This is a genomic window from Streptomyces sp. NPDC043680, assembly GCF_056436685.1.
The window spans coordinates 134,758-152,741 of record NZ_JBWKCE010000001.1 but is presented as its reverse complement, the minus strand read 5'-3'; the positions used below and the strand labels follow the sequence as shown (position 1 = coordinate 152,741).

At 72.2% G+C, this 17,984-nt stretch carries 11 protein-coding genes; 5 read left to right on the top strand and 6 right to left on the bottom strand.

Annotation, left to right across the window (positions count from 1 at the left end):
- The first annotated feature begins 173 nt into the window (after positions 1-173).
- The gene (locus AC0666_RS00630) at positions 174-1,199 is read left to right on the top strand and encodes an ATP-dependent 6-phosphofructokinase (RefSeq protein WP_361714981.1); all 1,026 of its coding nucleotides are present in this window, start codon (positions 174-176) and stop codon (positions 1,197-1,199) included.
- A gap of 6 nt (positions 1,200-1,205) precedes the next feature.
- Here the strand turns inward: AC0666_RS00630 and AC0666_RS00625 are convergent, their stop codons facing one another.
- A complete protein-coding gene (locus AC0666_RS00625) occupies positions 1,206-1,898 on the bottom strand; it encodes a helix-turn-helix domain-containing protein (protein WP_468963341.1) in 693 nt (230 codons plus the stop codon).
- A gap of 374 nt (positions 1,899-2,272) precedes the next feature.
- Here AC0666_RS00625 and AC0666_RS00620 point away from each other — a divergent pair, with 374 nt between their 5' ends.
- Both AC0666_RS00620 and trxA read left to right on the top strand, forming a co-directional pair.
- On the top strand, positions 2,273-2,674 hold the full coding sequence (locus tag AC0666_RS00620; RefSeq protein WP_468963342.1) for a MerR family transcriptional regulator: 402 nt from the start codon (positions 2,273-2,275) through the stop codon (positions 2,672-2,674).
- A 24-nt stretch (positions 2,675-2,698) separates the two neighbouring features.
- The gene (gene trxA / locus AC0666_RS00615) at positions 2,699-3,046 is read left to right on the top strand and encodes a thioredoxin (RefSeq protein ID WP_361714990.1); all 348 of its coding nucleotides are present in this window, start codon (positions 2,699-2,701) and stop codon (positions 3,044-3,046) included.
- On the opposite strand, the gene glgB is transcribed toward trxA, so the two are convergent.
- The 4 genes from glgB to AC0666_RS00595 all read right to left on the bottom strand — a co-directional run bounded on the left by glgB (position 3,036) and on the right by AC0666_RS00595 (position 10,661).
- Entirely contained in the window at positions 3,036-5,378 is a 2,343-nt protein-coding gene (glgB, locus tag AC0666_RS00610; RefSeq protein WP_468963524.1) for a 1,4-alpha-glucan branching enzyme, read from the bottom strand. The genes trxA and glgB overlap by 11 nt on opposite strands.
- Positions 5,333-6,802, bottom strand: coding sequence for a maltokinase N-terminal cap-like domain-containing protein (locus AC0666_RS00605; protein WP_468963343.1), 1,470 nt, complete (start codon positions 6,800-6,802; stop codon positions 5,333-5,335). Before AC0666_RS00605 ends, glgB begins: the two co-directional genes overlap by 46 nt.
- Positions 6,803-6,948: 146 nt before the next feature.
- The gene (treS, locus tag AC0666_RS00600; RefSeq protein WP_468963344.1) at positions 6,949-8,670 is read right to left on the bottom strand and encodes a maltose alpha-D-glucosyltransferase; all 1,722 of its coding nucleotides are present in this window, start codon (positions 8,668-8,670) and stop codon (positions 6,949-6,951) included.
- On the bottom strand, positions 8,667-10,661 hold the full coding sequence (locus AC0666_RS00595) for an alpha-1,4-glucan--maltose-1-phosphate maltosyltransferase (RefSeq protein WP_478706855.1): 1,995 nt from the start codon (positions 10,659-10,661) through the stop codon (positions 8,667-8,669). Before AC0666_RS00595 ends, treS begins: the two co-directional genes overlap by 4 nt.
- A gap of 593 nt (positions 10,662-11,254) precedes the next feature.
- On the opposite strand from AC0666_RS00595, the gene AC0666_RS00590 reads away from it, so the two are divergent.
- A complete protein-coding gene (locus AC0666_RS00590) occupies positions 11,255-14,026 on the top strand; it encodes a PKD domain-containing protein (RefSeq protein WP_478706854.1) in 2,772 nt (923 codons plus the stop codon).
- Positions 14,027-14,253: 227 nt separating this feature from the next.
- Entirely contained in the window at positions 14,254-16,890 is a 2,637-nt protein-coding gene (gene glgP, locus AC0666_RS00585) for an alpha-glucan family phosphorylase (RefSeq protein ID WP_468963347.1), read from the top strand.
- A 19-nt stretch (positions 16,891-16,909) separates the two neighbouring features.
- Here the strand turns inward: glgP and AC0666_RS00580 are convergent, their stop codons facing one another.
- Positions 16,910-17,920: an Lrp/AsnC family transcriptional regulator gene (locus tag AC0666_RS00580; protein ID WP_478706983.1), complete on the bottom strand. Its 1,011-nt coding sequence runs from the start codon at positions 17,918-17,920 to the stop codon at positions 16,910-16,912.
- Between the last annotated feature and the right edge of the window lie 64 nt (positions 17,921-17,984).

The following is a 17,984-nucleotide window of genomic DNA, read 5'->3' as shown; positions in this document are numbered from 1 at the left end:
GAAAAGTCGGCCCCGGACGGCCGGGAGGCCCCGCCGTCCGAGCGGCACAGCACGCGCCGCAGCCGGGCCGCGTGGAACAATCGGACACGCTTCACCCATACGCCCTTCATGTGTACGACTGTCCGCCCGCACGCGGACGGTCCGGTACGACCAGGAGCAGGAGACACAGCACGATGCGCATCGGAGTTCTCACCGCAGGCGGAGACTGCCCGGGACTGAACGCTGTCATCCGGTCGGTCGTACACCGTGCCCTGGTCGGGCACGGGGATGAGGTCATCGGCTTCGAAGACGGCTTCAAGGGCCTCTTGGACGGGCATTACCGCCCCCTCGACATCAACGCGGTCAGCGGCATTCTGGCCCGCGGCGGTACGATTCTCGGTTCAGCCCGGATGGAGCGGGCCCGGCTGAGCGAGGCCGCCGAGCACGCGCAGGAGCTGTCGCAGCGGTACGGCCTCGACGCGCTGATCCCGATCGGCGGCGAGGGCACGCTGACGGCCGCCCGGATGCTGTCGGACGCCGGGATGCCGGTCGTCGGCGTGCCGAAGACCATCGACAACGACATCTCCTCCACCGACCGCACCTTCGGGTTCGACACCGCCGTCATGGTCGCCACAGAGGCGATCGACCGCCTCAAGACCACCGCCGAGTCGCACCAGCGCGTGATGGTCGTGGAGGTCATGGGCCGGCACGCGGGCTGGATCGCCCTGGAGTCCGGCATGGCGGGCGGCGCCCACGGGATCTGCCTGCCCGAGCGCCCCTTCGAGGTGGACGCCCTGGTGAAGATGGTGGAGGAACGCTTCTCCCGCGGCAAGAAGTTCGCCGTCATCTGCGTCGCCGAAGGCGCGCACCCGGCCGAAGGCTCGATGCCGTACGAGAAGGGCGCGATCGACCAGTACGGCCACGAGCGCTTCGCGGGCATCGGCAACCGCCTCGCCGTCGAACTGGAGCACCGCCTGGGCAAGGAGGCCCGCCCGGTCATCCTGGGCCACGTCCAGCGCGGCGGCACCCCCACCGCGTACGACCGCGTCCTCGCCACCCGCTTCGGCTGGCACGCCGTCGAGGCCGTCCACCGCGGCGACTTCGGCAACATGACGGCGCTGCGCGGCACCGACATCGTGATGGCCCCGCTGGCCTCGGCGGTCACCGAGCTCAAGAGGGTCCCGGACCACCGCATGTACGAGGCCGAGTCGGTCTTCTGACGCCCCCTAGCCGACGCCGGAGGCCAGGGACCAGAAGTGGGCGACGACGTCGGCGAGGTACTCGCGGCCCGCATCGCCCGTCCCGGCCTCGAACGAGGTGCTGTTCCAGCTCAGGGTGGAGACCATCTTGGCCTGGTAGTCCCCGTGCATCCGCTCCAGCACCGGCTCCAGGTGGGCCTTGGGCACCGGGAGCAGCTTGGCCAGCGGTTTCACGTACGCCTGCCAGCGGGTGGTGACCGCGCTGCGCAGGATCTCGGCGAGCTCCTCCTGCTTGCCGGTCGCCGCCACGAACTGGGAGAGCGTCAGGCCCAGCGTCTGCGCCAGGGCCACGGACTGCCGCTCGTTGCCCTTCCAGCGCCCGGTGTCCTCCATCTTCTGGTACGCGTTCGTCTCCAGGCCGATCCGCCGGGCCAGCTCGTCGGGGGCCAGGCCCCGGGCGATCCGGTGTTCCCGCAGGGTGACCGGTTCGGCGAGCAGTTCGCCGGGGGCGCACCAGAGGACGCCGGCGAGTGCCGTCAGCTCCGCGGAGTTCGGCGAGATCTCGCCCCGTTCCCAGGCCATGACGGTCTCGGGTTCGACGATCAGTCCGTACTGGGCGCGCAGGCCGTAGGCGACATGGCCGGGGGCCATGCCCAGGGCGGCGCGCAGGCGCCGCGCGGCGGGGGCGTTGAAGGGAGGGCTGGAGTGCACAGGGCACACCGTAGGAGTGGCCGAGGGGTGACGACTACAGACCGTTCAAACAAGGCCAGAACTCGTACGAAAGTCCTATGGAGTTCGGCGCTTTGGGCGGGTTTCCCGGCGACTGTCCGGTAATCGGATTGTTTCTAGATCCAATTCCAAGCGTACGGTTCCGGCCATCCGTTGCGATACCCCTCGGCACGATCTTCACGGAACCGCCCCCGCTCCTGAACCGCACGTCCCGGCCGTACGTGATCCCTGTCGGGGGCCCTCGCATACGGGGGTGGCGAGGGCCCCACCCGGCCCCCCTTTTCCGCCGCCTCCCTTTTCGCCCCCGCTCCTCCCCCTCCCCGCTCCCTTGCCTTGACGTCGGCGTCAAGGATTACGGTCGGGGCATGCGAATCGGCGAACTGGCGCAGCGGGCCGGGACCAGCACGCGGACCCTGCGGTACTACGAATCCCGCGGACTGCTGCCCGCGCGGCGGGCCGGCAACGGCTACCGCACCTACGACGAGGACGACCTGCGGCTGCTGCGCCAGATCCGGACGCTCCAGGACTTCGGCTTCGACCTGGAGGAGACCCGGCCGTTCGTCGACTGCCTGCGCGCGGGCCATCCCGCGGGCGACTCCTGCCCGGCCTCCCTGGCCGTCTACCGGCGCAAGCTCGCCGAGCTCGACGGGCTCATCGGCCGGCTGGCCGACGTACGGGACCAGGTCGCGCGGCAGCTCGCCGAGGCGGAGCAGGCCGCCGGGGCCGCCGGCGAAGCGGTGGCCCCGCGGTGCGAAATGACCGGATGACATGAAGGGGAGAGGGAGCACACGATGATTCACGCCGCAGGTGTGGCCGAAGTGACCGATCAGGACTTCGAGGCGGAGGTGCTCGGCGAGCGCGCCCGGCCCGTCCTCGTGGAGTTCACCGCGGACTGGTGCGGCCCCTGCCGCCAGCTCGCGCCCGTGCTGTCCGCCGTCGCGGCCGAGCACGCGGACCGGCTCAAGGTCGTACAGATCGACGCGGACAGCAACCCCGCCACCGTCACGCGGTACGGGGTGCTGTCCATGCCGACCATGCTCGTCTTCCGGGACGGCGAGCCCGTGCAGCAGATGGTCGGGGCCCGGGCCAAGCGCAAGCTGCTTCAGGAACTGGAGGAGTTCACCGGCGTCACGGCCTGAGCCAGACGGTCGCCAGCGGCGGGAGCGTCAGACGCAGGCTCACCGGGCGGCCCTGCGCCGGCACGGGCTCGGGCCGCAGCGCCTGCGGATGGCGCACGCCGCTGCCGCCGTACTCCTCCAGGTCCGTGTTGAGGACCTCCCGCCACCCCGGCACCGCCTCGGGTACCCCGATCCGGTAGCCGTGCCGCACCACCGGCGAGAAGTTCGACACGCACAGCAGCGGCGAGCCGTCCTGCCCGTAGCGCAGGAAGGCGAGCACGTTGTCCTCGGCGGCGTCCGCCTCCACCCACGCGAACCCCTCCGGCACGGTGTCCCGTTCCCACAGCGCGGGCGTGGCCGTGTACGTGTGGTTCAGGTCGCGCACCAGATCGCGTACTCCGCGGTGGTCGCCCGCCGCCGAGTACGCGGGGTCCAGCAGCCACCAGTCGGGCCCGTGCGCCTCCGACCACTCCGAGCCCTGCGCGAACTCCTGCCCCATGAAGAGCAGTTGCTTGCCCGGGTGGGCCCACATGAAGCCCAGGTACGCCCGGTGCGAGGCCCGCTGCTGCCACCAGTCCCCGGGGATCTTCGACACCAGCGAGCCCTTGCCGTGCACCACCTCGTCGTGGGAGATCGGCAGCACGAAGTTCTCGCTGTACGCGTAGACCATCCCGAAGGTCAGGTCGTTGTGGTGGTACTTGCGGTGCACCGGCTCCTTCGAGAGGTAGCGCAGCGTGTCGTGCATCCAGCCCATGTTCCACTTCAGGCCGAAGCCGAGGCCGCCGCCGTCCGTGGGCCGCGTGACCCCGTCCCAGGCCGTGGACTCCTCGGCGATCGTCACCACGCCCGGGCAGCGCCGGTACACCGTCGCGTTCATCTCCTGCAGCAGCGCGACCGCGTCCAGGTTCTCCCGGCCGCCGTACACGTTCGGCAGCCACTCGCCCTCGCCCCGCGAGTAGTCCAGGTAGAGCATGGAGGCCACCGCGTCCACCCGCAGCCCGTCCACGTGGAACTCCTGGCACCAGTAGACGGCATTGGCGACGAGGAAGTTGCGGACCTCCTTGCGGCCGTAGTCGAACTCCAGCGTCCCCCAGTCCGGGTGCGCGGCCCGTCGCGGGTCGTGGTGCTCGTAGAGCGGCCGCCCGTCGAACTCGGCGAGCGCCCACTCGTCCCGGGGGAAGTGCGCGGGCACCCAGTCGACGATCACTCCGATGCCGGCCCGGTGCAGGCTGTCCACGAGGAAGCGGAAGTCGTCCGGGCTGCCCAGCCTGGAGGTCGGCGCGTAGAAGCCGGTCACCTGATAGCCCCAGGAACCGCCGAAGGGGTGCTCGGCGACCGGCATGAACTCCACGTGGGTGAAGCCGAGCTCCTTGACGTACGCCGGCAACTGCTCGGCCAGCTGCCGGTAGGAGAGCCCCGGCCGCCACGACGCCAGGTGCAGCTCGTACACCGAGAACGGCGCCTGGTGCACGGGGCGGGCCCCGCGCTGCGCCATCCACTCCGCGTCCTGCCAGGCGTACCGGGAGTCGGTCACCACGGACGCGGTCGCCGGCGGAACCTCCGCCTGCCGGGCCATCGGGTCGGCGCGCAGGGTGTGGCTGCCGTCGGGGCGCGTGATGTCGTACTTGTAGAGGGCGCCTTCGCCCACCCCCGGCAGGAACAGCTCCCACACCCCGGAGGAGCCCAGCGAGCGCATCGGGTGGGCGGTCGGGTCCCAGTACGAGAAGTCCCCGGTGACCCGCACGCCCTGGGCGTTCGGGGCCCACACCGTGAACCGGGTGCCGAAGACGCCCTGGTGCTCCATCGGCCGGGCGCCGAGCGCCGTCCACAGTTCCTCGTGCCGGCCCTCGCCGATCAGGTGCAGGTCCAGCTCGCCCACCGCCGGCAGGAACCGGTACGGGTCCTGCACCTCGGTCTCGGCGCCGTCGTAGGCCACCAGCAGCCGGTAGTCCGGCACCCCGGTCAGCGGCAGCAGCCCCGAGAAGAGCCCGTCGCCCTCGTCGTGGAGCTCGGCCCGCAGCCCCTTGGCGACGACGGTCACCGTCTTCGCGTACGGGCGCAGCATGCGGAAGACGACCCCGCCGCGCAGGGGGTGCGCGCCCAGCACCGCGTGGGGATCGTGGTGGCGGCCCTCCAGCAGCCGGGCCCGTTCCCCGGCGTCGAGCACGGGCGCGGGCCGGACCCCGCGCGCCGGGGCGGCGTCCCGGCGCGCCCGGGGCGCACGCGCCCCCGAGGCCTTCGGGCGGGGCGGCTCCGGGGCGGGAGCGGCTTCGTCGCGGACGGACGGTGACGGCTGTCGTGCGGCGCTCACGCGAGCGGCCTCCTCGGGGGCTTCGGATGGGGGGTGTTCGATGCGGGCGGCGCGGGAGGCGCCGCCGCACGGCGGCCCGGTCGGTGGGCAGGCCGCTCCCGTTCGGACAGGCGGCGGATGGCCGCCATGGGGACGTGCAGCCAGTCGGGCCGGTGCCGGGACTCGTAGCGCGCCTCGTACACCGCCTTGTCGGTCTCGTACGCGCGCAGCAGGACCGGGTCCTCGCGCGGGTCGCGGCCGGTGGTCCGGGCGTAGCCCTCGCAGAAGGCGGCCCGGCAGGCGTCCGCCCAGGCGGGTGCGAACGGCCGGTGGGAGCGGGCCGCGTAGTCGAAGGAGCGCAGTATCCCGGCGATGTCGCGCACGGCAGGCTCGGGGCGGCGCCGGTCGGCCAGCGGCCGGGCCGGCTCACCCTCGAAGTCGATCAGCGCCCAGGTACCGTCGGCGGTGCGCAGCGTCTGGCCCAGGTGCAGGTCCCCGTGGATCCGCTGGGCCGGGACGCCGGACCCGCGGGAGGCGGCCAGCGCGTCGAAGGCCCCGCGCAGCCCCGCCTCGTACGGCCGCAGCGCGGGCACTTCGCGGGCGGTGGCCGCCAGGCGCGCCGTCATGCCCGCGGCGAGCCGGGCCGTCTGCTCGGGGCCCAGCGCCACGGTGGGCAGGGCGGCGGCGAGGGCGCTGTGCACCTCGGCGGTGGCCCGGCCCAGGGCGTGCGCCTCGGCGGTGAAGTCGGCCCCGGCTCCGAGCCGGCGCAGGGCGAGCTGCCAGCCGTCGTCGGAGCCGCGCAGGTACGGCTGGAGCACGCCCAGGGTCAGCGGCTCCGAGCCGGGCAGCTCGGCCTCGTACCAGGCGACCGGCGCCGGCACGCGGGAGCAGCCGGCCGCGGCCAGCGCTCTGGGCAGCTCCAGGTCCGGGTTGACCCCGGGCCCCACGCGGCGGAACACCTTCAGGATGTGTGAATCGCCGTAGATCAGCGAGGAGTTGGTCTGCTCCCCGGACAGCGGCCGGGGCGCGGATTCGGCGGGGATCAGCGCGGCCCGGTCCCGGTCGAAGCGGAGCGGGCCGTGCGCGCCGGGGGTGCGCAACCGTTCCAGCAGCAGCGCCGCGAGCCGCGGATCGCCGAGCCCCTCGTACACGGCCTGGCCGGCGTACGGGCCCTGCTCGGCGTGCCCGATCAGCGCGGGTGCGAGCGCGGGCGGCAGCGGCGCGGGCCGCACCCCCAGCAGCAGCTGGTAGCAGTCCGCGCTCCCGTCGGCGCAGTCCACCCCGACGAGCAGGTGCACGAGCCCGGGGGTGCTCCCGGGCGGCAGCAGCTCGACGGCCGAGACGAGCCGCAGCCGGGTGATGGCGCGCCCCTTTCCGGCGTACCAGCGCTGCCTGGGCAGCCAGGCCCGCAGCATGGGTTCGAGCGGTCCGAGCGGGACAGCGGCCAGACTGCCCTGGCGGCTCCGGGCGGATGCAGCCTCCGACATGGCGTCGCGTCCTTTCCCCGGGCCGTCACGAATGCGCAGAGTGTCCCGGATGGCGAGCATTGCTGTCCGGTGGTGAGTGGGTGTCGGGTCAGGATGATCCGTACAGGGGCGGGCGACTGACCCGTTCGTGTGCCCGCCCCCTTGGCTCAAGCGCCGGTCTTGAGCTCCGGCTTCTGCTCGTGGCGCAGCCGGAACCAGAGGAAGCCGTGGCCCGCCAGGGTGAGCAGGTACGGCCACTCGCCGATCGGCGGGAAGCGCACATCACCGGTCAGCTCCACCGGCACCCGCCCGTTGAACGACCGCAGATCCAGCTCGGTGGGCTGCGCGAACCGCGAGAAGTTGTGCACGCACAGCACCAGGTCGTCGCCGTACTCCCGGAGGAACGCGAGCACCGCCGGGTTGGACGACGGCAGTTCGGTGTACGAGCCGAGCCCGAACGCCGGATTCGCCTTGCGGATCTCGATCAGCCGGCGGGTCCAGTGCAGCAGTGACGAGGGCGATGCCATGGCCGCCTCGACATTGGTGACCTGGTACCCGTAGACGGGGTCCATGATGACCGGCAGGTTCAACCTGCCCGGATCGCAGGAGGAGAAACCGGCATTGCGGTCCGGGGTCCACTGCATCGGGGTGCGGACGCCGTCGCGGTCGCCCAGCCAGATGTTGTCGCCCATGCCGATCTCGTCGCCGTAGTACAGCACCGGGGAACCGGGCAGCGACAGCAGCAGGGCGGTGAACAGCTCCATCTGGTTGCGGTCGTTGTCGAGGAGCGGGGCGAGCCGGCGCCGGATGCCGATGTTGGCCCGCATCCGCGGGTCCTTGGCGTACTCGGCGTACATGTAGTCGCGCTCCTCGTCGGTGACCATCTCCAGGGTCAGCTCGTCGTGGTTGCGCAGGAAGATGCCCCACTGGCAGTTGGCCGGGATCGCCGGCGTCTTGGCGAGGATCTCGGAGACCGGGTAGCGGGACTCTCTTCGCACCGCCATGAAGATGCGCGGCATGACGGGGAAGTGGAAGGCCATGTGGCACTCGTCCCCGCCCTTGGCGAAGTCGCCGAAGTAGTCCACGACGTCCTCGGGCCACTGGTTGGCCTCGGCGAGCAGGACGGTGTCGGGGTAGTGCGCGTCGATCTCGGCCCGGACCCGCTTGAGGAGGGCGTGGGTGCGGGGCAGGTTCTCGCAGTTGGTGCCCTCCTCGGCGTAGAGGTAGGGGACGGCGTCGAGCCGGAACCCGTCGATGCCGAGGTCGAGCCAGAAGCGCAGCGCCGAGATGATCTCCTCCTGCACGGCCGGGTTCTCGAAGTTGAGGTCCGGCTGGTGCGAGAAGAAGCGGTGCCAGTAGTACTGCTTGCGTACCGGGTCGTACGTCCAGTTGGAGGTCTCGGTGTCGATGAAGATGATGCGGGCGTCCTGGTACTGCTTGTCGTTGTCGGCCCACATGTAGTAGTCGCCGTACGGTCCGTCCGGGTCCGTGCGCGACTGCTGGAACCACTCGTGCTGGTCGCTGGTGTGGTTCATGACGAAGTCGATGATCACGCGCATACCGCGCTGGTGCGCGGCGTCCACGAACTCGACGAAGTCGGCGAGGTCGCCGAACTCGGGGAGGACCGAGGTGTAGTCCGAGACGTCGTACCCCCCGTCGCGCAAGGGCGAGGCGAAGAACGGCGGCAGCCAGAGGCAGTCGACGCCCAGCCACTGGAGGTAGTCCAGCTTGGCGGTGAGCCCCTGGAGGTCCCCCACGCCGTCGCCGTTGCTGTCGTGGAAGGAGCGGACGAGGACCTCGTAGAAGACCGCCCGCTTGAACCAGTCGGGATCGCGGTCCTTGGCGGGGGTGTCCTCGAAGGTGTCGGGGACGGGGTCGTTGATCATCATGTGGTGGGTGACCCTCCGGTGGGCGGGGACGGTCGCAGAGCGGCCAGCACGTGCGCGGGCGTACGGCCCGGCTCTAGGCGCACGTAGTTCGCCCTGCCCCAGTGATAGGTCTCGCCGGTGAGCTCGTCGCGCACCGCGAGGGACCCGTGCCAGTCGAGGCCGAGTACCGGCATGTCCAACGAGACCGTCGCCTCCTGGGTGTGGTGTGGATCGAGGTTGACGACCACCAGTACGGAATCGGCTCCGGCATGCTTCGAATAGGCGATCACCTGGTCGTTGTCGGTCGTGTGGAAGTGGATGTCGCGCAGCTGCTGGAGCGCCGGGTGGCGCCGGCGCAGCCGGTTCAGCGTGGTGATCAGCGGGGCGATGGTCCGGCCCTCGCGCTCGGCGGCCGCCCAGTCACGTGGCCGGAACTCGTACTTCTCGGAGTTCAGGTACTCCTCGCTGCCCTCGCGGACCGGGGTGTTCTCGCAGAGCTCGTAGCCCGCGTAGATCCCCCAGGTCGGGGAGAGGGTGGCGGCCAGGACCGCCCGCACCTCGAAGGCGGGACGACCGCCGTGCTGCAGGTAGGCGTGGAGGATGTCGGGCGTGTTGACGAAGAAATTCGGCCGCATGACGGAGGCCGACCGGGTGTCGGACAGCTCGGTCAGGTACTCGGTGAGCTCCGCCTTGGTGTTGCGCCAGGTGAAGTACGTGTACGACTGCTGGAAGCCGGTGGCGGCGAGCGCGCGCATCATCGCGGGGCGGGTGAAGGCCTCCGCCAGGAAGATCACGTCGGGGTCGGTCTTGTTGATGTCCGCGATCACCTTCTGCCAGAAGACGACAGGCTTGGTGTGCGGATTGTCGACCCGGAAGATCCGGACACCGTGCTCCATCCAGTGGCGCAGGATGCGGACCGTCTCCGTGACGAGGCCGGCCATGTCGGTGTCGAAGTGGATCGGGTAGATGTCCTGGTACTTCTTCGGCGGGTTCTCCGCGTACGCGATCGTCCCGTCGGCGCGGTGGCGGAACCACTCGGGGTGCTTCTCCACCCACGGGTGGTCGGGCGAGCACTGCAGGGCGAAGTCGAGCGCGATCTCCAGGTGGAGCTCGCGGGCGCGGGCGACGAAGGCGTCGAAGTCCTCGATGGTGCCGAGTTCGGGGTGGACGGCGTCGTGGCCGCCCTCGGTGGAGCCGATGGCCCACGGCACACCCGGATCCCAACTCCCCGCGGAGAGCGTGTTGTTGGGGCCCTTGCGGTAGGTGCTCCCGATCGGGTGGATCGGCGGCAGGTACACCACGTCGAAGCCCATCGCGGCGATGGCCGGCAGCCGCTCGGCGGCGGTCGCGAACGTCCCGCTGACCGGTGCCCGGCCCGGCTCGACGACGGCCCCCTCGGAGCGGGGGAACATCTCGTACCAGGAGCCGAAGAGGGCGCGCTTGCGCTCCACGATCAGCGGCAGGGCCTTGGCGGCCGTGACGAGCTCCCGGTACGGGCGCCTCGACAGCGCCGCCTCCACCTCCGGCGCGAGGGCGGCGGCGTAGCGTACGTCCACCTCCAGGTCCTCGTCGCGCATCGTGGCGGCGGCGGCCAGGACGTGCTCGCGCCCGTCGCGCTTGGGGATCCGGGACCCGGCCCGCTCCAGGACCGCCGCCCCTTCGAGGAGGGTGAGCCCCGGGTCGATCCCGGCCGGGATCTTGATCGCGGCATGCGCCCGCCAGGTGGCGACCGGGTCGCTCCACGCCTCGACCGTGTACGTCCACCGCCCCTCCGCGTCGGCCGAGACCCGGGCCCCCCAGCGATCGGTGCCGGGCGCGAGCTCGCGCATCGGCACGGGGGGCCGCATCCGCCCGCTGGGGTCGCGCAGCACGACATGGGCGGCGACGGCGTCGTGGCCCTCGCGGAACACGGTGGCGGAGATCTCGAAGACCTCGTCCACGACCGCCTTGGCGGGTCTGGCCCCGCAGTCGACGGCAGGGCGGACGTCCAGTACGGGAATGCGACCGATCATGATGGGATCACCTGGGGGCGTTTCGCAGGGCTCGGTGACAACAGGCCAGCCGTGGAACCGGCTGGTAGTGCACGCTCTGTTCGCTCTGTTTCTAGCCGCTCGGAAGACGGCTGGGCTGCGGGCATGGCCGCTCCTGTCCGCGTTCACTCGGGTGGCGGGAGAGGTGGAGTGCGGGGTGCGCCGTGCGTGTACGCGGGGAGGCCTTCCCACTCTCGCCGCGCCCATGCAGGGTGTCGGTCAACTACTCGTACGTAGTCGCACGGCCCAGACCAAGCCCCTGTCCGACATCCGCCGAGGCTCCATCAAGTCGGTGCGGACTACCGGATGTAGGACCGCACACCACCGACCCCACCCTCCCCTCGGACCCCGCCGATCCGGCCCGGACGGGGGCGGAGTGCGACGCGGACGGGCTAGGTGAGACGCGAGGGGTGGTGTTGACGGGAAGGCGTTTTGTCCGGAGTGACATCCGTCGGCCGACCAGGGATCACGGCTTCGTCCTCGTGGATGCTCGTGCGCCCGACGGCCTGGGGGAATCGGCCGCTTCGCCGTCATGCAGCTGTGCAACGCCCCGCATTCCACGCAGCTTTTCCTGCATGACGAAGGAAGCCATCCCTTTGCGTCCCACTCGTGCGGTGGTCCTGCTCACTGCAGGTCTCGCCGCCCTCCTCGGTGTTCCCGGCGCTGCGGCCGCCGATACGCCGTCCACCCTGTACGTCAGCAACCATGACGGCTCGAACTGCTCCGACGCCGGATCCGGCACGCAGCCCGTTCCGTTCTGCACCGTCTCGGCCGCGGCCAAGGTCGTTCGGCCGGGCCAGACGGTGCTCGTCAAGACGGGCAGGACCTATGACGAGGCCGTGACCGTCGACCGCTCCGGGGAGCCGGGCAGGCCGATCACCTTCGCCGCCGATCCGACCGAGGGCACCCCCTCGGCGGAGCTGTCCAAGGGCCTGGCCGTCACGGGCGCCGGCCACGTGGTGGTACGCGGCCTGACCGTCCGCGGCGGCGTCCAGATCAGCCGATCGACCGATGTGGAGCTGGACCGGACGGTCGTCTCCCGGGGCACGCTCGACGCCCTCGGGGTCGGCGGGGGAAGCACGGACGTGCGCCTCACCCGGAGCCGGCTGACCGGAGTCCGGATCGAGGGCGGCTCGCGGGGCACCGTGCTCAGCCGCAACCAGATCATCGGCGCAGTCCGGTCGGCGGTCACGGTGGTCGACGCGTCCGGCACGGTCGTCACCAACAACACGCTCTACGGTTACTGCCCGGCGGCCCTCTCGGTCAGCGGCGGCTCGACCGGCTCCGCACTGTTCAACAACGTGCTCTACACCGGAACGACCTCCACGCGGTGCGAGTCGGCCGAACCTGCTCAGGGCATGTCGGTGTCGCAGAGCGCGGCCGAGGGCACCCGCGCCGACTACAACCTGATCGTTGCCGGCGACGGGCGTACGGTCTACAGCTGGGCCGGCACCGGGTACCAGAGCTCCGCGGCGTTCCAGGCCGCCAGCGGCCAGGGTGCGCACGACATCCTGACCGCGTCCCGCGACGAGGCCGGCCAGATGGACGGCTCACGGGCCATCGACTCCGCCGACCCGACGGCACCGGGCGTACTGCCCACGGACCACAACGGGAACCCGACCGCCGACGACCCGCGCGTGCCCAACACCGGCAAGGACGGGGGGTACCTGGACCGCGGCGCCTACGAGACGCAGGACGGCCTGAGCGAGGCCTGGATGGTGATCGACCGGACCTGGGCGCCGGCCGGCACTGCGGTGGAGGTGCAGGCCGTGTCGAACAGCCTGTGGCCCACCGCCATGGAGTACCACGTGGACTTCGGCGACGGGACGGCGCCCGTCGTCACCCGCCAGGGCAACGCCGACCACGCCGTCGCCACGCACGTCTACAGCGCGCCGTGCGAGTGCACGGTCAAGGTCACGGCGGTCAACGGCGTGGGGGCGAAGGCCTTCACGCAGAAGTCGACCAAGGTGACCGCGGCCGGCCCGCTGACCGCCGCGTTCACCGCCGAGCCGGTGCTGCCGACCTCGGACAACCCCATGGGCTCCACCCGTCCGCTGACCGTGCGCATCGACCCCGCGGCCACCGCTGCCCCGTGGCCCGTGGAGCGGGTCGACCTGGACTTCGGTGACGGCACCACCATCCAGGGCAACAGCCTGGAGCCGGTCCAGCACACCTACAGCCGGCCCGGCGACCACCGGGTGGCGGTCACCGTCCGCGACTCCCATGGCGCCACGTCCACGGCGGCCAAGACGGTGAAGGCCGACTACGCGCCCTCCGGCTACGTCGCCACCGCCCCGTTCCGCCTGCTCGACACCCGCACCTCCAACAGCCCCGTCGCGGGTGGGACGCCGACCGGCGTGATCCTGCCGGTCGGCCTGTCCGTGCCGGACCACGTCCTCTCCGGCGGCATGGCCGCGGCCGTCCTCAACGTCACCGTCACGGGCGCCACGGAGGACACCCACCTCAGCGTGTGGCCCTCCGGCCAGCCCCGCCCGGCGACCTCGAACGTCAACGTCCGCGCGGGCGGTACGTCCTCCAACACGGTCACCGTCCCCGTCGGAGCCGACGGCCGGGTCTCGGCCCAGCTGAACTCCGGCCGGGCCTCGCTCGTCGTCGACTTCGTCGGCTACTACCAGCCGAACGCCGGGCAGCGCTTCAGCCCGCTCGCCCCGACCCGCCTCGCCGACACCCGTACCGCGGGCGGCGCGCTCGCCGGGGGCACGAGCCGGACCGTCAAGGTCGCGGGGGTGGGCGGTGTCCCAGCCGACGCCACCGCGGTCGCACTCAACCTGACCAGCACCGGTTCCACCGCCGACGCCCACGTGATCGCCTACCCGGACCCGGCGAACCGGCCCGCCACCTCGAACCTCAACCCCGAGCCGGGCAAGGACAAGTCGAACCAGGCCATCGTCCCGGTGGGCCCGGGCGGCACGATCACCCTCTACACCAACACCGGCTCCACGCACCTGGTCCTGGACGCGGTCGGCTGGTACGGCAAGGACGGCAAGACCCTGTTCACGCCGACCGTCCCGAGGCGCCTCGCCGACACCCGGACCACCGGCAAGCTCGCCCCCGGCGCGGACACCACCGTCGCAGGCCTGCCCGCCGGAGCCGTCGGCGCCGTACTGAACGTCACCGCCACCGAGTCCACCGGACCCGGATTCCTCACCGTCTACGGGTACGGAGCGAGCCGCCCGGGTGCCAGCAGCCTCAACACCCGTCCCGGCGACACCGTCCCCAACCACGTCACCACCCCGGTGGCGGACGGCCGCGTCGCCGTCTGGAACAGCTACGGCGGCAGCACCCACGTGATCACCGATCTGCTCGGCTACTTCACCCAGCCCTGACCGGCCGCCCCAACCCGCCCCGGCCGCCCACGCCCTGCGTGCGGCGGCCGGGGCGGCGGCGTGTCCGGGCCCCGTCCGCGGACACCACCGAGGGCGGCCGCGTCCGGGCGTCGAGCGAGGCGCCATGGCCGAGCGGCGGGGGTCGCCGATAGCCTTCCGGGGGTGATGCGCGGCGCACAGCGTGGTGTGGCCGCTCCTATCCGCAATTGCCTGCGAAGGTGGAACGCGTGAAGGCTATCCGTCGATTCACCGTACGCCCTGTCCTCCCGGAACCCCTCCTGCCGCTGGCGGACCTCGCGCGCAATCTGCGCTGGTCCTGGCATGCGGAGACCCGCGAACTCTTCCAATCCGTCGACCCCGACGGCTGGCACGCCGCAGGGGGAGACCCCGTCCGGCTCCTCGGCGGGGTCAGCGCCTCCCGGCTGGAGGAGCTGGCCGGCGACCGCCGGTTCCTGCGCCGCCTCGCCGCCGTCGCGGCCGACCTCGACGACTACGTCCACGGCGGGAGGTGGTACCAGGGCCATGAGGACGTCGCCGATCTCCCCGCCGCGATCGCCTACTTCTCACCGGAGTTCGGCATCACCGCCGCCCTCCCGCAGTACTCCGGCGGGCTCGGCATCCTCGCCGGGGACCACCTCAAGGCCGCCAGCGACCTCGGCGTCCCGCTCATCGGTGTGGGACTGCTGTACCGCCACGGGTACTTCCGCCAGACCCTCTCCCGCGACGGCTGGCAGCAGGAGCACTACCCCGTACTCGATCCCAACGAACTCCCCCTGTCCCTGCTGCGGGACGAGGACGGCGCCCCCGCCCGCGTCCGCCTGAGCCTGCCCGGCGGCCGGGCCCTGCACGCGCACATCTGGCAGGCCCGGGTCGGCCGGGTGCCGCTGCTGCTGCTCGACTCCGACGTCGAGGACAATGACGCGGGCGCCCGGGAGGTCACCGACCGGCTCTACGGCGGCGGCAGCGACCACCGGCTGCTCCAGGAGATGCTGCTCGGCATCGGCGGCGTGCGCGCGGTGCGCACGTACTGCCGGATCACCGGCCATCCCGACCCCGAGGTCTTCCACACCAACGAGGGCCACGCCGGGTTCCTCGGACTCGAACGCATAAGGGAACTGGAAGGGGAGCTGGGGCTCGGCTTCGAGGCCGCCGTCGAGGCGGTGCGCGCCGGGACCGTGTTCACCACGCACACCCCCGTGCCCGCCGGCATCGACCGCTTCGACCGGGCCCTGGTGGCCCGTCACTTCGGGACCGGTGCCGAGCTGGAGGGCGTCCCCGTCGACCGGATCCTGGAACTCGGCGCCGAGACCTACCCCGGCGGCGACCCCGGGGTGTTCAACATGGCGGTGATGGGCCTGCGGCTCGCCCAGCGGGCCAACGGGGTCTCCACCCTGCACGGCGCCGTCAGCCGGGGCATGTTCGCCGGGTTGTGGCCGGGCTTCGACCCCGCCGACGTGCCCATCACCTCGGTGACCAACGGCGTGCACGCTCCTACCTGGGTGGCCCCCGAGGTCGCCCGGCTCGGCGCCCGCCAGATCGGCGCCGGACGCACCGAGGACGCCCTGTCCGTCGGCGGCTCCCAGCGCTGGGACGCCGTCGCGGACATCGCCGACCAGGACATCTGGGACCTGCGGCGGGTGCTGCGCGAGCAGCTGGTGCAGGAGGTGCGCGACCGGCTGCGGGCCTCTTGGCGCCGGCGCGGGGCCGCGGCCGCCGAACTGGGCTGGGTGGACTCCGTACTCGACCCGGACGTGCTCACCATCGGCTTCGCCCGGCGCGTGCCCTCCTACAAGCGGCTCACCCTGATGCTGCGCGACCCCGAGCGGCTGCGCCGGCTGCTGCTGGACCCCGACCGGCCCGTGCAGATCGTGGTCGCGGGCAAGGCGCACCCGGCCGACGACGGAGGCAAGCGGCTCGTCCAGGAGCTGGTGCGGTTCGCGGACGACCCGCGGGTGCGGCACCGGATCGTCTTCCTGCCCGACTACGGGATGGCGATGGCGCAGAAGCTCTATCCGGGCTGCGACGTCTGGCTCAACAACCCGCTGCGGCCGCTGGAGGCATGCGGGACCAGCGGGATGAAGGCCGCCCTGAACGGCTGCCTCAACCTGTCCGTGCTGGACGGCTGGTGGGACGAGTGGTTCGAGCCGGACTTCGGCTGGGCCATCCCGACCGCCGACGGACTCGGGACGGACGAGGAACGGCGCGACGACCTGGAGGCCGCCGCCCTCTACGAGTTGATCGAGAGCCGGGTCGCGCCCCGGTTCTACGACCGCTCGGGGCGGGGAGCCCTCCCGGTGCGGTGGATCGAGATGGTCCGGCGCACCCTCGTCTCCCTGGGACCCAAGGTGCTGGCGGGACGGATGGTACGGGAGTACGTGGAACGGCTGTACGTGCCGGCCGCCCACGCCCACCGGGCCCTGACCCCGGAGGCGGCGCGCGACCTCGCTTGGTGGAAGGGCCGGGTCCGGGCGGCCTGGCCACGGGTCGGCGTCGAGCACGTGGAGGCACTGGCCGACGCTCCCGTCAACGGCACCGCCGAGCTCGGGGCCACCCTCACGCTGCGGGTGCGGGTGGCGCTGGACGCGCTCGCGCCCGAGGACGTGGAGGTACAGGCGGTCGCGGGCCGGGTGGACCCGCAGGACGTGATCCGGGACGGGAGGAGCTTCCCGCTCAAACCGGCCGCCGGGCCGGACCTGGAGGGCCGATGGGTGTACGAGGGCACGCTCGCCCTCGACCGCACGGGGCCCTTCGGCTACACCGTACGGATCCTGCCCGCCCACCCGCTGCTGGCGAGCCCGGCCGAACTGGGGCTGGTCGCCGCCCCGGTGGTCACGGAGGCCGGCGGCGGGGTGGTGCTGCGGTAGGAGCCGCCGCGGTACCGGTTCAGGGGGCGGGCGGCGGGTCCACCAGCCGCTCGCCCTCCACGAGCATCCCGGCCCGCTTGACGCTGCGCAGGGCCGGGATCACCTCCACCTGCCCCACGCCGTCCACCGCGCCGATCCGCTCGGTCAGGTACGTGTACAGCGCGTCGGTGTCCCGGCACACGACCACCGCCATCAGGGAGGCCGCCCCGGTCACGGCCGCCGCGAACGGCACCTCGCGGTGGCTCGCCAGCGCGGCCCCCACCTCCGCGAGGCGGGCCGGCGGGACGGTCAGCACCACCGTCGCCTCCGCCTCGTATCCGAAGAGCGTGGGAACGAACTCCACGTCGAAGAAGAGGACCCCGAGCTCGCGCAGCCGCTCCAGCCTGCGGCGGGCGGTCGACTCCGACAGGCCGGTTGCGCGGGCCAGTTCCGGATACCCGGCGCGGCCGTCCCGCCCCAGCACCGCGAGCAGCGCGAACTCCGTGTCGTCCAGGGCGTACCGCTCCGGCCGGGGCGGCGCCGGCGGCCGCTCCAGGGCCGCGATCTGGTCGGGGCGCAGCACGTCCACGCCCGCCCACGCATCGGGCCCGCCGAAGAACTTCCGCAGGATGGTGTGGGCGCTGATGCCGGTCACCCGGCGGGTGCGCGGCAGCTTCTCCAGCAGCAGGGCGTCGCGGTCCTTGCGGGTACGGGCCCGGGTCATGCAGTGGACCTCCGTGCCGCCCGAGTTCAGGGTCACCCACGCGATGTCCGGGCGGCGGGCGAGCGCCCCGGCCACCGGGAGCGCGGCGTCCGGGGCGCACTGCACGCGCAGCCAGGACTCGAACAGCCCGACGCGGCTGCCCACCGGCAGCCCCACCACCCGGATCAGGCCGGTGGTCCGCAGGCGCCGGTAGCGGCGTACGACGGTCTGGTCGGAGACCTCCAGCACCTCGGCGAGCCGACTGAAGGGAGCCCGGCCGTCGATCACGAGGGCCTGGACCAGGGACCGGTCGAGTGCGTCCAGCTCCGTGTCGTTCACCTTTTCCATCATGCCAGGGACCTTGACGACGGAAATCCGGCAGAGACGGGCCGCTGGATGGGGACGGGAGCCG

Excerpts from the sequence above, each read along its gene's own strand:
- AC0666_RS00630 (WP_361714981.1), top strand. The coding sequence starts at position 174 with ATGCGCATCGGAGTTCTCACCGCAGGCGGAGACTGCCCGGGACTGAAC.
- AC0666_RS00620 (WP_468963342.1), top strand. The coding sequence starts at position 2,273 with ATGCGAATCGGCGAACTGGCGCAGCGGGCCGGGACCAGCACGCGGACC.
- trxA (WP_361714990.1), top strand. The coding sequence starts at position 2,699 with ATGATTCACGCCGCAGGTGTGGCCGAAGTGACCGATCAGGACTTCGAG.
- AC0666_RS00605 (WP_468963343.1), bottom strand. The coding sequence starts at position 6,802 with ATGTCGGAGGCTGCATCCGCCCGGAGCCGCCAGGGCAGTCTGGCCGCT.
- treS (WP_468963344.1), bottom strand. The coding sequence starts at position 8,670 with ATGATGATCAACGACCCCGTCCCCGACACCTTCGAGGACACCCCCGCC.
- AC0666_RS00595 (WP_478706855.1), bottom strand. The coding sequence starts at position 10,661 with ATGATCGGTCGCATTCCCGTACTGGACGTCCGCCCTGCCGTCGACTGC.
- AC0666_RS00590 (WP_478706854.1), top strand. The coding sequence starts at position 11,255 with ATGACGAAGGAAGCCATCCCTTTGCGTCCCACTCGTGCGGTGGTCCTG.
- AC0666_RS00580 (WP_478706983.1), bottom strand. The coding sequence starts at position 17,920 with ATGGAAAAGGTGAACGACACGGAGCTGGACGCACTCGACCGGTCCCTG.